This window comes from Arenibacter sp. S6351L (genome assembly GCF_023016025.1).
In the GTDB taxonomy this organism is placed as follows: Bacteria; Bacteroidota; Bacteroidia; order Flavobacteriales; family Flavobacteriaceae; genus Arenibacter; species Arenibacter algicola_B.
In genome coordinates, this window is record NZ_JALKBB010000001.1 from 163,092 (window position 1) to 177,172 (window position 14,081).

The window sequence follows — 14,081 nt, forward strand, 5'->3', positions numbered from 1 at the left end:
ATTTTAGCAATCGATTAAATATTTTGGATGAAATTTTCATTTTTTAAGAAAAAATCGATCAATACCCTCCACACTGTGGCTTTCTATAATCTAGAAAACCTATTTGATGCCAAAAATGACTTAAACACCTTGGATGATGATTTTACGCCACATGGGTCTAAAAAGTGGACACCAAAGCGCTATCAAAATAAGTTGTCAAGACTGGCCAAAACTATAAGCCAAATTGGGCGTGAAGCTACTGGGTTTCCCCCTGTCCTGGTTGGGGTAGCAGAGGTTGAAAATGGAAAGGTAGTTCAGGATTTGTTGTCTACAGACCCTTTAAATGGGTACAACTATCATTATGTTCATTATGATTCCCCGGATGAGAGGGGAATAGATAACGCCTTGCTTTACAATAGGGATAACTTTGAAGTAATTAGATCGGAAGCTATTCCATTAATAATACATAATGATAACGGCCAGCGTGATACCACAAGGGATATTTTATATATAAATGGAGTTCTAAATGGAGAAGAGGTCCATATTTTTGTAAACCATTGGCCTTCCAGAAGGAGTGGGGAGGTCGAGACCGATTATAAGCGTATTGCTGCAGCGAAAACCATTATTGGTTTTATGGAGGACTTGGAGCAAAGTATTGAAAATCCCAATTATATTGTAATGGGCGATTTTAATGATGGTCCTTCATCTGCCAGTCTCCAGACCTTGATGAGTAGGGATAGTTTGCATAATCCTATGGAGAGATTAAAATCCCCGGATAGGGGAAGTGCCAACTATAAGAGGTCTTGGAGTCTTTTTGATCAAATTATCGTGTCCCATAATTTTTTTAATTACGAACGGGGCACCCACAGTTTTGCCGAGGCCAATATTTTTGATGAAGCCTTTCTCACGGAATATAAAGGAAAGTACAAAGGTAACCCACATAGAACCTATGTGGGAAGGAGATATATGGGAGGTTTTAGTGATCATTTTCCAGTTTACGTACAATTTAAGTTCAATATTTAATTTATTCTTTCCTTAAAGAGAACCGTTCATAACGTTTTTTTGACTGTTCACAACAAAGTCATGCGTTTCATCGAATAAAAAGGTGTGTTAATCGATAATATTTGCCTGTTATAGTATATTTGTAGTCCAAATCTTACTATAAACTTTATCATGGCTTACGCAAACCACTTTTTGTTAAAGATTAGCAAGTGTTTACTTCCAGTAGCTTTTTGTCTTGCTACCTATAACTCGTTTGCACAAACCGAGAAACAAATCCATATCATTAAGGGTAAGTACCGTAGCTCAAAATTAGGCGTGTTTACCAATGACCTTAAAAAGAATTTTGACAAGGAGAACAATAACTTGTTACAGACTGCTAAGACCAAGGGCTGGAAATTAACTGAAAGATTGGCAGACGGAAATTTTAGCGAACTTACTGCTATTGGCGATGATGGAACCCCTCTTTATTACAGTACCTTCAGCACAGAATTAAATAGTGCTACCAGGGCCAATGTCTTGCATGATAATGGATTGTTGGATTTAGGTATTAACGGAGAGAACATGTTGGTAGGCATATGGGACGGGGGAGCTGTCTTAACAAACCACAAAGAATTTGGCAGTAGGGTACAGACTTTGGATGAGAGTGAAATTGTAGATTCGCATGCCACCAGGGTCGCCGGTATTTTGGTTGCGCAAGGATTGGATAAAAAGTCAAAAGGAGTGGCCTACAAGGCAAAGGCCGTTTCCAACGACTGGAGAAGGGATAAAATTGAAGTTGCGGAAATGGCGGCTGATGGTTTGTTATTGTCCAACCATTCCTACGGTATTATGTCCGACCGTGTGCCGGATTGGTATTTTGGATCTTATATCCAAGTTTCCAGGGATTGGGACAAAATTATGTATAACGCTCCCTATTATTTAATGGTTACCGCTGCAGGGAACTCCCAAAAAAGTAAAGATAATGAGGCTCCTATTTTTGGATCGGCTTCCAATGGTTATGATTTGATGTTGGGATTTGCAACCTCTAAAAACGGCGTTACCGTTGCTGCGGCAGATATTGAGACCAATGATCAAGGGCAATTGTTAAAAGCATCAGTAACTACTTATTCCAGTTTCGGACCTGTTGATGATGGTCGTATTAAGCCGGACATTGCGGCTTATGGCACCAATATTTATACTACTGGTATTACAAATGACACCAAGTATGAGACTGCTAATGGAACATCGGTAGCTGCACCGGGTGTAACCGGATCTATGTTGTTGATCCAGGAATATCACGAACAAATGGAAGGTAGTTTTATGAGGGCGGCCACTTTAAAAGGATTGGTACTGCATACTGCGGACGATGTTGATGCTCCTGGTCCAGACTATAAAATGGGTTGGGGAGTTATTAATTCAAAATCGGCCGTAGAGGCAATAGTAAACAAAGGATTCTCCTCTATGATTTCGGAAGAAACACTTACAGAAGGTGAAACCAAAACCTATAAGGTTGTTGCCAATGGAACAGAACCTTTATCAGCCTCTATTTCTTGGACAGACCCCACTACAGGAGCGGTAAATTCTGGAACTTTAAATGATATGTCAGCAGCCTTGATCAACGATTTGGATATTAGGATCACCAAGGATGGCAAAACCTTTTTACCTTGGAAACTTAATGCAGCCAAGGCAGATGCTCCAGCAGTTAATGGAGACAATAGAGTAGATCCATTTGAAAAAATAGATATTCAGAATGCCGAGGGGGATTATACTATTACAGTAACCCATAAAAACACCCTTAACCAAGGGCCACAGAATTTTTCAATTATTGTTACTGGGATTGCCCTTACCGACTGTGTACTTGTTACCCCTGAAGATATTGAACTGACCAATTCCAATGAAACTGCGGTAACACTGAACTGGACAGCCAATACAGATGCTCTTTTTCAAATAGAATACAAAGAGAAAGGAAGTAACGAATGGAATGTGGAAACAACCTTCGATAACTTTATTAGCTTAAATAATTTAGTTGAGGGAATGGAATATAGTCTAAGGTTGAAGACCTATTGTTCCGAAAATATAAGTTCAGATTATAGTGAAGAATACGAATTTACCTTTAAGGGAACCGAAACCGAACTTTTGGACTATATGGAATATGAAACCTTAACTTTGGAGGTGCAGTTTTCTATTTTCCCCAATCCGGTACAGACTTCAATGACCATTAATGGTGATATTTCCGAAGATGCCATGTATAAAATAGTTTCCCTTAACGGGATCGTGGTAAAATCTGGTAAGGCGGAGCAAAAGCAGATTTATATTGCCGATCTAACTACCGGCCTATACGTGCTAACCTTAGCCGATCTGGAAGGCTCAAAATCTATTAAATTCTACAAGTCCTAGTCTTAAGTTTCAATAGCAAAAGCGCTATATTCTTTTAATTTCACTTTCATCCAATAGTTCATCATTCCGCAAGCGTAAAAATACTTGCGCTGTTGTAATCACATCCAATTCACAGTATTTTACGATCCGATCCAAACCCTTTTCTTCATAGTAAACGGTTTTTACCATACTGCCGTCTATATCCTCTTTTGGAGAGGGAATGCCTAGGATATTGGCCATTAGCTTAAGGGAGGTATAATGCTTGTAGTCCCCAAACTTCCATAGCTCCATAGTGTCCAAATGAGCTATTTCCCATGGCTTTTTGCCAAAAAGGTCCAACTTGTTGGGCAAATCTACCTTGTTGATGATCATGCGCCTGGCGATATAGGGAAAATCGAATTCCTTGCCATTGTGCCCGCACAATAGGTGGTGGGGGCGATTGAAATGGGTATCCAACAAATTCTTAAAATCTTTGAGAATCTTAGGCTCTTCCCCATAAAATGAGGTAACCCTAAAAGTCCGATTGTCTCCTTTGTAATTAAAGTATCCAACGGAAATTGTAACTATCTTTCCAAATTCTGCCCAAATTCCGGCCCGGTCATAGTATTCTTCCGCTGTATATTCGTCTTTTCGTTGGTAGTGCGACTTATGCTCCCAAAGTTCTTTTTTGGTGTCGTCCAGCTTATTAAAATTCTCTTCTTCCGGAACCGTTTCAATGTCCAAAAAGAGTATGTGTTCCAGGTTAATTTTATGTAGCATCCAAAGTTTCTTAAAACCTAAAAGGCTTGATTATTATTTTGATAAAAGAAGGGGGAATAATAAATATACAAACAAATTTAAAACTGTTGTGAAGGGTATTTTATTTATTGGTTGAACTCAATTCTTGTCGTAGGCAGTTAGAAGTAAAGCAATGCACGAACCGACCATACGGTTGGTGAACGACTAAGAATTACCGGTACGGATTGGCGATACTTCCATAAAGAACACAGATATATCGATGTAAGTCAGCAAAGGCTTATAAATATGGCTCTAAGGGAGGATGTACCGACCGAAGAGTCTGTGAATATCAAAAGAGGGTCTGTTGTTTTACAGGGCTTTCATGTTCCAAAAGCCATTTTTTACGATGTAATCCTCCGGCGTATCCAGTTAAGGAACCATCGCTGCCAATGACCCTGTGGCATGGTACTACTATCCATAACGGATTTTGGCCATTTGCCGAAGCTACGGCCCTAATGGCTTTAACATCGCCCAAAGTTTTGGACAGCTCCAGATAAGAAACTGTTTTACCATAGGGTATTTTTTGTAGGGCTAGCCAAACCTTTTTTTGAAAATCTGTTCCTTCGGGGTTGAGCGTTAAGCTAAATTCCTTTCTTGTACCTTCAAAATATTCCCGAAGCTGATAAACGGCATCTTCAAGCAATTCAGGAATAATATCCGATAGTTTTTCCTCACTATCGAACACTGTGATAGAAGTTAATCCGTCTTCATCGCCTTCAATTTTTGCAATACCCAAGGGCGTATTTATATATACGGACTCCATTATTCCTTATTTCTGTTTCCTTGAATAATTCCAAGACGTTTGGCTCTTTCGTTCCAATTTTTACGCGCCAGGTGTTGTAGGTTTTCTACATTATCGCTTTCGTCCATTATTTCAAGGCCCAATAAGGTCTCCAATATGTCTTCCATAGTTACAACCCCGCTAACGGAACCATATTCATCCACAACAAGGGCTATATGCTCCCTTTTGGAAATAAAGGTTTCAAATAACTCAGGAATCGGAGTTTGTCGGTTACTTACCAATATCTCCCTTTTAATACTGGAAAGTGGTGCGCTGCCATTTTTTTTAATTATTTCCTCCAAGATCATGTCTTTCAGGACGAATCCAGTGATATTATCCATTTTTTTACTGAATACGGGAATTCTGGAAAATGGCATATTGGGGTTGGCATTATAGAATTCCTTGATGGTGGTGGATTCCGAGGCAATTTTTACCACCGCCCTTGGGGTCATAATGTCCTTTACCTTAATTTCGTCAAAGTTGAGGAGGTTTCTGATTATGGTGGATTCCGATTCTTGAAATACACCTTCCTCATGGGCAATATCGGTCATGGCGCTAAAATCTTCCCGACTAAATACACTCCCATGAACACCTTTTTTTCCGACCAGTCGTGTAAAAAGCTGCAATAGCCAGAGAATTCCGGTCCAACGAAGGGCCCACACCATTATTTTTAGGGTAGTTGTTGCAGCGTGCGCCAATTGCTTCCAATAGGTAGCGCCTATGGTCTTGGGGATTATTTCCGAGGCCACCAAAATTAGAATGGTCATGATGGTAGAAACCAATCCCACCATGGCGGCTTCTGTAAATTCTATACCTAAAATAGATTTTACGGTATTTCCGTATAATTCAGCATAAGCAACTTTTGCCTGCACTCCCACTAGAATTGCCCCAACAGTGTGCGCTATGGTGTTTAAGGTGAGAATGGCAATGAGGGGCTTGTCCACATCTTTTTTTAACGTTTCCAGCTCAAGGGCAAAGGATTTGCCTTCCTTTTTCTTTAAATTGATAAAGGTTTGTGGAACACTCAATAATACCGCTTCCAAAATAGAGCATAGAAAGGATACGAGGATGGATATAAGTGCATAAAATATAAGTAACCCCATATAAATGTATAAAATACTAAAGTACTAATAAATTCAGAAATTCTTAACTCAATCGATTATGGCGTCGTAAAATACCTGCTGTACCGCAGAGCGGATATTGTATTTGTATATATTACTATGTGTTCTGCTGGGATATACACGGTTGGATAAAAATATGTAAACCAATTGGGTTTGTGGATCGGCCCATACAAATGTTCCTGTAAACCCACTGTGTCCAAAACTATCCGGACTGGCACCTGGGGCAGGATAGGAATCCGCTAAGGTAAGTTCATGATTATTCAAATCGGGTTTATCGAATATTAGTCCCCTTCTGTTTTCATTTTCTGGATATTGTACTTTGGTAAATTCCTTCACCGTGGCTTCGGACAAATACCGCTTACCTCCATAACTACCATAATTCATATACATCTGCATCATTTTCGCCAAATCTGTGGCCGAAGCAAATAGCCCTGCGTTTCCAGACACCCCACCCATAAGGGCTGCGTTTTCGTCGTGGACCCAATCTTTGGTGAGTTCATGTCTAAATAAGGTGTCGATTTCCGTGGGGACTATTTTATTTTGATAATTTTTGGTTTTGGGATTAAATCCCAAAGTAGTTGCTCCCAAAGGCGCATAAAAGTTTTGGGTTACATAGGTCTCGTAATCTGTATTAGTCAATCGTGAAATGATTTCGGGATAAAGTAAAAATGTAAGTCCTGAATATTTGTATTTTTTAATGTCCGATACTTTGGAGCTGTTGATCTTACGATATATTTTGTTCTTAAACCTATCCTTGATATAGATATTATCATAGGCTCTAGTGCTGAACCTACGACTAGGTTCGTTTCTTACAAAACGATTTTTTACCGAACCATTCTTCTTCATCACCTCTTGAAGGAAAATTATATAGGGAACCAATCCTGCCTGATGCGCAAAAACTTCCCTTATGGTCAGCTCCTTTTTATCCTTTCTGTTTTTCCATTTAGGCCATAAGGTACTGAAGGGCGCATCCAAATCCAGTTTTCCTTCGTCATGTAATTTCATCAAGGCTGGTAGCGGCCCCATTATTTTGGTTACGGATGCCAGATCATAGATATCTGTTAGGCCTAAGGGCTGAACACTGTCATAAGTATGAAATCCGTAGGCTTTATGAAAAATAATCTTGTTGTTTTTGGCCACCAAGACCTGTGCTCCCGGGAAGGCCTCTTCTTTAATGGCAAAGGTCATTATAGAATCTACTTTGGAATGGATAAACAATGAATCCATTCCTACAGCAGACGGATTATCATAGCTAAGTGTCTCCAGATTAGTTGTTTGTGCGGTTATTAGCTGTGCATTAAAAAATATACTTAACAGTATAATAATTGGAGCAGAAGTACTTTTTTTCATAGCAGATGAATTACCAACCCACATATTTTGGCGGTGCAATATTATTGAGATTTAAATATACAATTAATTGTCCCCGATGATGGGTTACATGGTCCTGTAACAGATTTAATATTTGTAATTTGGATTTTTCACCGGCAAAGAATTCAACCTTTTCCGAAAGTACATTGGAAGGAATGTTTTTCAAAATAGCGCTGACCCCATCAAATCCGTCAATCAGTAATTTTATGGTTTCCTCTTTTGTTAATTTGGAATTATTACCTCTGTTCTTGTCGCTCAATTGCCTACCAAAATAAGTACTGCTTAACCAATCCATATTACTTTTTATATGCAGTAATTGATCTTGAAAACCTTTTTGTCTTTCAGTAGGCTTAAAATCATATTTCTCTGCAGGCATGGCTTCTGCTATATCCACTAAATAGGTTTTGGAATTTTCCCATTTTTCCAAAAACGTTGGAATCAAAAGGTCTTGGGACTGTAGTGGGTTCATAAAAAGAACGATAAGAATAAAAAGTAAATCTTTCATATGGCAATAACATAAGTTTAGCGCTATAATAACTTTTTGTAAGGCCTTAGGTGATATGTTGTTGATCCAATTTATCCCAATACACGGACTACATCCTTGGCAAAGTAGCTGGCAATGATATTGGCGCCGGCCCTTTTTATGGCGGTCAACTGCTCCATCATCACGGCATCGTGATCCAGCCATCCTTTTTCGGCAGCGGCCTTTACCATGGCATATTCCCCTGATACTTGGTATACCGCTACGGGAACGTCCACCTCATTTTTGATCTCCCTTACAATATCCAAATAGCAAAGACCAGGTTTTACCATAACGATATCCGCACCCTCATCGATATCCATTTCAGTTTCCTTAATGGCCTCAAACCTATTGGCATAATCCATTTGATAGGTTTTTTTATCGCCAAAACCGGGGGCTGAATCCAAGGCATCCCTAAAGGGACCATAAAATGCACTGGCATATTTGGCACTATAGCTCATAATTCCTGTGTCTATAAACCCTTCATCTTCCAAGGCTTCCCTAATACTCAATATCCTGCCGTCCATCATATCGCTGGGCGCTACAAAATCGGCCCCTGCTTGGGCATGGCTTACACTCATATTGGCCAAAACCTCCACGGTATCGTCGTTGATGATCTGTCCGTCCTCCACTATACCATCATGGCCATAGGATGAATAGGGGTCCAATGCCACGTCGGTCATTACCAGCATCTCGGGACAGGCATTTTTAACCGTTTTTATGGCCCTTTGCATTAAACCCTTGGGGTTTACCGCTTCTTTGCCTTTATTGTCCTTTAAATGGTCTGGCACTTTAACAAAGAGAAGTACCGATTTTAACCCCATAGCCCAAAGTTCCTTGACTTCCTTTTCCAATAAGTCCAAGCTATATCTGTAGTAATTGGGCATGGATGCAATTTCTTCCTTGACCCCATTTCCTTCCACAACAAAAAGTGGTACTAAAAAATCATTTGGAGAGATAATGGTTTCTCTGACCAATGACCTTATGGCCTCATTGGTACGCAGTCTTCTATTTCTTTTAAGTGGATACATTGCTAGTTTGTTTTAAAATTCAAAGATAGTGGAACAAGTCCTAAATTGTATAATTGGATTAAGTTAATCCTTGTATTATTCCGCCAAGCCCAAATACATCCAAAGTCCGTTTTCCTTTACAAAGTCCGACTTTTCATGAATGACCTCGACCTTGCCGTTTTCAAAAAAATATGCGTTAAAGGTAACGGTACCCCTTTGGTCGTTTATTCCTCCTTTTTCCTTATCCAAAATCTCCAATCTGATCCAGCTTACGGATTTTGCCCAAGCTTCAATAGATTTCTTTTCTTTAATGGGTCTGGTGGAGGAGTGGTGACTATCCATTAAATAGTTGCCATTGCCCAAAACAAAGGCCGAATAGCGGGAACGCATCAATTGTTCTGCGGTAGTTGCGGTTGAAAGGTTTTTGTGTGGCTTTCCACAGCAATTTGCATAAGACTTATTGGATCCACAGGGACAATTCATGGTTATTTGTTAATATGATTTTTTCTTTAGTGATTATGGTTCTATTGATTTATAAAGACTAATTCGTATCCTCGTTATTGCCTTTTTCCCGATGCTGTGTTATAATCGCTTTAAGTCGCTCCTTACGGGTTTCCTTTTCCTTTTTGAGTTTGTTTTTCTTTCTATTGAGGAGTTTGGTGTGTTTTGCCTTGTTGGCGGTATTTTTTTCTTTGCCTTTTTTACTCATAATCCTATGTTAAGGTTTGCTATACCCATTCCTTGGGTTTGGCAAGAACATGTAATAAACGCTCTTCTTCACTTCCCTTTTCTGGGTGATGGTCATATACCCATTGTACATGGGGAGGTAGGCTCATTAATATACTTTCTATTCGGCCATTGGTCTTTAAGCCGAAGAGAGTACCCTTGTCATGAACCAGGTTAAACTCTACATAACGTCCCCTCCGAATTTCTTGCCAATCCCGCTGTTCTTTAGAGTAGGACAAGTCTTTTCGTTTTTCTACAATGGGGATATAGGCCTCTAAAAAACTATTGCCTACTTCGGTTTCAAAATTGTACCAATCTTCCATGGACATCTCTGTGTTGGCTTTACAGTAATCATAAAACAATCCGCCTATCCCACGGGCTTCGTTCCTATGGGTATTCCAAAAATAATCATCGCACTTTGTCTTGTACGTACTGTAGAATTCCGGATTATGTTTGTCACAGGCATTTTTGCAGATGGTATGAAAGTGTTTGGCATCCTCATCAAACAAATAGTAGGGGGTAAGATCTTGTCCGCCACCAAACCATTGATCTACCAATTTACCTTCCTTGTTGTACATTTCAAAATAGCGCCAATTGGCATGTACTGTAGGAACCATGGGATTCTTTGGGTGGATAACTAGACTAAGACCACAGGCAAAAAAATCGGCATCCTTAACGCCAAAATAATTTTGCATGCTTTGTGGCAAGGCTCCGTGAACGGCAGAAATGTTTACACCGCCTTTTTCAAAAACAGCCCCATTTTCTATGACCCGTGATCGGCCACCGCCCCCTTCCGGTCGCTCCCAAATGTCTTCCCTAAACTTGGCTTCACCATCTACGGCTTCCAATTTGGCAGTAATCCTATCCTGTAGTTGTTGTATGTACGCGTAAAATTTATCTTTCATGTGTCTTTTTTTGTTCTTAGACCTACAAGGTTTTGTAAACCTTGCAGGTCCTGTTTTGCATTCTGTTGGTTGCCTATCCTGCAAGGTCTTCGCGACCTTGTAGGTATTGTTTCTTTTCTTTGTTATCAGCCATTCGCTACTTATGCTTCATGTTTTTAGACCTACATGGTTTTGGAAACCTTGCAGGTCCTGTTTTGCGTTCTGTTAATTGCCTATCCTGCAAGGTCTTCCTGACCTTGTAGGTTTTGCTCCATTGCCTTGGAACAATCATTTTTTTCAGTTATTATCTCAGACCTACAAAGTTTTGGAAACCTTGCAAGTCCTGCCAGCGGCTCAACCTTGCAGATCATTAATCCCAGTTCAATTTGTCAAGACCTAAGCTTCTTTTTTGATTATGCAAATATTCAAAATTCCCTAGATCATCAAAAAGATTTATTGCCTCTTCCTTTGCTATTGGCACTGAATCGGTACTGTTCTGAATGGAAATAGTGGTCTGATAAGACGAATATTGGTATGTTTTATAATCTTTGGTAGTTCCATGACTTTCCGGGTTTGTATTGATATAGATTATCAGGTTCCTTAAATAATTAGTGTCACCTATTTTAATCCTTCTAAAATGTTTTTCAAAGAGACTACCCGTTCTATTGTGCATCTTATTAAATGCTTTGGCATAGGCATTGAAAAGATTTGAAAATGATTGTGTGACCATTTTTTCTTCTTCAATGACCTGGATTGCCATATGGTAATGGTTGTCCATTAGACAATATGCAAGGATAGAAACTTTGTTGGACAAATACTTGTTAATCAACTTTAGAAAGTAGCTTTTGTTTTCGTTGGATTTAAATATTGGGCCACCGTTTATTCCCCGGTTGTAAATATGATAGTAGTGGTCCTTTTCGAGTTTTTCGAGTTTCATTTTTTTTCTTGTTTTAGACCTACAAGGTTTTGTGAACCTTGCAGGTCTTGGTTTTCGTTTTGTTGATAACCTAACCTGCAAGGTCTGCCCGACCTTGTAGGTATTGTTTCTTTTCTTTGGTATCGGCCATTCGTTATTTATGCTTCATGTTTTCAGACCTACAAGGTTTTTGAAACCTTGCAGGTCTTGCCAGCGGCTCAACCTTGCAGGTTTTGGTTTTGGTTCTGTTGGTTACCTATCCTGCAAGGTCTTCCCGACCTTGTAGGTATTGTTTCTTTTCTTTGCTATCAGCCATTCGCTACTTATGCTTCATGTTTTTAGACCTACAAGGTTTTGTGAACCTTGCAGGTCTTGGTTTTCGTTTTGTTGATAACCTAACCTGCAAGGTCTGCCCGACCATGTAGGTATTGTTCCTGTGCTATCAGCCATTCACTATTTATGCTCCATGTTTTCAGACCTACAAGGTTTTGTAAACCTTGCAGGTCTTGCATTGGATTCTGTTGAAAACCTAACCTGCAAGGTCTTCCCGACCTTGTAGGTTTTGTTCCATTGCCTTGGAACAATCATTTTTTCAGTTATTACCTCAGACCTACAAGGTTTTTGAAACCTTGTAGGTCCTATGCTATCCATTTTCTTTTTCCAATTTCAGTAGTTCTACCGTCCTTATAGTCGCAGCGGTAACGGATAATGGTAGCACTAGGATTACCCCAATTACCGGAATAAAAAGAAAGAACATAAAGACAATTCCGTTTCCTATGGCAACGCCCTTGTTCTTTCGTACAAAATTTAGACTTTCGGCGTATTTAAAATGTCGCTCCAAAGTATAGTCCATATTTCCAAAACCAGCATAATAGGCCTGTATTAGAAATATTAGCACAGTTGAAACCAATCCAATTACCGGAATTAGACCAATTAATAAAAGAGGGATGGTCAACAAAATTTCCATGATCAAGTTTCTTAGGTTGATACGGATTCCGCGCCATAATTGTTCCCCGAAAGTAGTATCTCTATGTTTTTCTGCCGAGTTTCCCAATAAGTGTGCTTCAATTTTTTCTGAAACTGGGCTCATAAAAGGCGCGGAGAGTGCCATGACAATATGTTTGTACAATATAAAGCCAAACACTATAATTAGAAGACCGCCAAAGATTTCACTGATCAGGTTTACTGTTTGCTTTCCCCAGTCCCAGGTCCACCATTGCGAAAGAAATCCGCCTATATCGTCGGATAGCCCATAAGCAGAGGTAAAAATTATAATGGCTATTACTACACTTATAAATATGGGAATCCAAAAATATCGCCAAAGCCCCAATTGGGAAAGGATTTTAAAGGTGCCAAAATAGGCTTTAATACCGCTCAGTATATGTTGGGTCATACTATTGATTTTGCGTAAGCGATTGTAGTGACATCCTTTTATTTTTATCGATAGGAACGCTTCTAGGGGCGTAATTTTAGTGTTTTAAACCGTGCCCCGATATAATGCTTCCATAAAAATAAAAGATATAACGGAAAGCGCGACCCTTTTTTCCTGAAAGGAAGAAAAAAAGGGATACGCCCTTCTAATTCTGTCGGTACTCCTTTACCGCATCTATAAAGGCCTTGGCGTTGTCCAAGGGAACATTGGGCAAAATACCGTGGCCAAGATTTACTACATATTTATCCTTGCCAAATTCATTGATCATTTGAGTTACCATTTTTTTGATTACTGCCGGAGGAGAAAGCAATCTTGCTGGGTCAAAATTCCCCTGAAGGGTTATATTGCCTCCTGAAAGGTAACGTGCATTACGTGCGGAACAGGTCCAGTCCACTCCAAGGGCAGCGGCTCCTGATTTGGCCATATCGCCCAAGGCGAACCAGCATCCTTTACCAAAAACGATTACGGGAGCCTCGTCCTTAAGGGCATCTATAATCTGTTGTATATATTGGAACGAAAATTCCTGGTAATCTACTGGTGACAACATACCTCCCCAAGAATCGAATACCTGCACGGCATCTACACCGGCATTAACTTTTGCCTTTAGATAGGCAATGGTAGTATCGGTGATTTTTTGCAGTAGCTGATGTGCCGCAACTGGATCGGTAAAACAGAATTCCTTGGCCTTGTCAAAGGTTTTGCTACCCTGGCCTTGTACTACATAGCATAAAATGGTCCAAGGTGAGCCTGCAAAGCCGATTAAGGGGATATCATTGTTCAAAAGTTCCTTTGTCGCTTTTATGGCCTGCATCACATAGTCCAATTCCACGCTTACGTCTGGGACAATAACTTCGTCCACACCTTTCTGGTCCGTAACCGGATTTGGCAAATAAGGGCCGAAATTTGGTTTCATCTGCACTTCAATGTTCATGGCTTGGGGGATTACCAAAATATCGCTGAACAAAATTGCGGCATCCATGCCGTATCGGCGTATGGGCTGTACCGTAATTTCACTGGCCAATTCCGGCGTACGGCAGCGGGTAAAGAAGTCGTACTTATCACGGATTGCCATAAATTCCGGTAGATATCTTCCTGCCTGGCGCATCATCCAAACTGGTGGGCGCTCTACGGTTTCTCCTTTTAATGCTCTTAAGAATAAATCGTTTTTAATGCTCATAATATTTAGGTGTTCTTCTTGCCTACCCATTTT

Annotated in this window: 14 protein-coding genes; 2 read left to right on the top strand and 12 right to left on the bottom strand. The window is 39.9% G+C overall.

Features of this window, described 5'->3' with window-relative positions:
- The first annotated feature begins 27 nt into the window (after positions 1 to 27).
- Together MWU82_RS00655 and MWU82_RS00660 are read left to right on the top strand one after the other, a co-directional pair.
- Positions 28 to 1,002 carry an endonuclease/exonuclease/phosphatase family protein gene (locus MWU82_RS00655; protein ID WP_247094882.1) on the top strand — a complete coding sequence of 325 codons (975 nt, stop codon included), beginning with the start codon at positions 28 to 30 and terminating at the stop codon, positions 1,000 to 1,002.
- 150 nt (positions 1,003 to 1,152) lie between these two features.
- Positions 1,153 to 3,357, top strand: coding sequence for a S8 family serine peptidase (locus MWU82_RS00660; RefSeq protein WP_247094883.1), 2,205 nt, complete (start codon positions 1,153 to 1,155; stop codon positions 3,355 to 3,357).
- A 24-nt stretch (positions 3,358 to 3,381) separates the two neighbouring features.
- Here the strand turns inward: MWU82_RS00660 and MWU82_RS00665 are convergent, their stop codons facing one another.
- The 12 genes from MWU82_RS00665 to hemE form a co-directional block, all read right to left on the bottom strand.
- On the bottom strand, positions 3,382 to 4,095 hold the full coding sequence (locus tag MWU82_RS00665) for a 3'-5' exonuclease (protein WP_247094884.1): 714 nt from the start codon (positions 4,093 to 4,095) through the stop codon (positions 3,382 to 3,384).
- Between the two features lie 307 nt (positions 4,096 to 4,402).
- On the bottom strand, positions 4,403 to 4,876 hold the full coding sequence (locus tag MWU82_RS00670; protein WP_215947648.1) for a methylated-DNA--[protein]-cysteine S-methyltransferase: 474 nt from the start codon (positions 4,874 to 4,876) through the stop codon (positions 4,403 to 4,405).
- Positions 4,876 to 5,997, bottom strand: a complete 1,122-nt coding sequence (locus tag MWU82_RS00675) for a hemolysin family protein (protein ID WP_215947649.1) — start codon at positions 5,995 to 5,997, stop codon at positions 4,876 to 4,878. The genes MWU82_RS00670 and MWU82_RS00675 overlap by 1 nt, the downstream gene beginning before the upstream one ends.
- Before the next feature lie 48 nt (positions 5,998 to 6,045).
- Complete coding sequence (locus MWU82_RS00680; RefSeq protein WP_247094885.1) at positions 6,046 to 7,365, bottom strand: serine hydrolase; 1,320 nt, start codon at positions 7,363 to 7,365, stop codon at positions 6,046 to 6,048.
- A gap of 10 nt (positions 7,366 to 7,375) precedes the next feature.
- A complete protein-coding gene (locus MWU82_RS00685) occupies positions 7,376 to 7,888 on the bottom strand; it encodes a DinB family protein (protein ID WP_247094886.1) in 513 nt (170 codons plus the stop codon).
- A gap of 71 nt (positions 7,889 to 7,959) precedes the next feature.
- Entirely contained in the window at positions 7,960 to 8,934 is a 975-nt protein-coding gene (gene hemB / locus MWU82_RS00690; RefSeq protein WP_215947652.1) for a porphobilinogen synthase, read from the bottom strand.
- A gap of 75 nt (positions 8,935 to 9,009) precedes the next feature.
- A complete protein-coding gene (locus MWU82_RS00695) occupies positions 9,010 to 9,396 on the bottom strand; it encodes a YchJ family metal-binding protein (protein WP_247094887.1) in 387 nt (128 codons plus the stop codon).
- A gap of 58 nt (positions 9,397 to 9,454) precedes the next feature.
- Positions 9,455 to 9,622 carry a hypothetical protein gene (locus MWU82_RS00700; RefSeq protein ID WP_215947654.1) on the bottom strand — a complete coding sequence of 56 codons (168 nt, stop codon included), beginning with the start codon at positions 9,620 to 9,622 and terminating at the stop codon, positions 9,455 to 9,457.
- Positions 9,623 to 9,641: 19 nt separating this feature from the next.
- The gene (gene hemF, locus MWU82_RS00705; RefSeq protein ID WP_247094888.1) at positions 9,642 to 10,544 is read right to left on the bottom strand and encodes an oxygen-dependent coproporphyrinogen oxidase; all 903 of its coding nucleotides are present in this window, start codon (positions 10,542 to 10,544) and stop codon (positions 9,642 to 9,644) included.
- 349 nt (positions 10,545 to 10,893) lie between these two features.
- Positions 10,894 to 11,460 carry a transposase gene (locus tag MWU82_RS00710; RefSeq protein ID WP_215947657.1) on the bottom strand — a complete coding sequence of 189 codons (567 nt, stop codon included), beginning with the start codon at positions 11,458 to 11,460 and terminating at the stop codon, positions 10,894 to 10,896.
- Positions 11,461 to 12,082: 622 nt separating this feature from the next.
- Positions 12,083 to 12,832 carry an EI24 domain-containing protein gene (locus MWU82_RS00715; RefSeq protein WP_247094889.1) on the bottom strand — a complete coding sequence of 250 codons (750 nt, stop codon included), beginning with the start codon at positions 12,830 to 12,832 and terminating at the stop codon, positions 12,083 to 12,085.
- A gap of 184 nt (positions 12,833 to 13,016) precedes the next feature.
- Complete coding sequence (hemE, locus tag MWU82_RS00720) at positions 13,017 to 14,048, bottom strand: uroporphyrinogen decarboxylase (RefSeq protein WP_111622992.1); 1,032 nt, start codon at positions 14,046 to 14,048, stop codon at positions 13,017 to 13,019.
- Positions 14,049 to 14,081 lie beyond the last annotated feature (33 nt).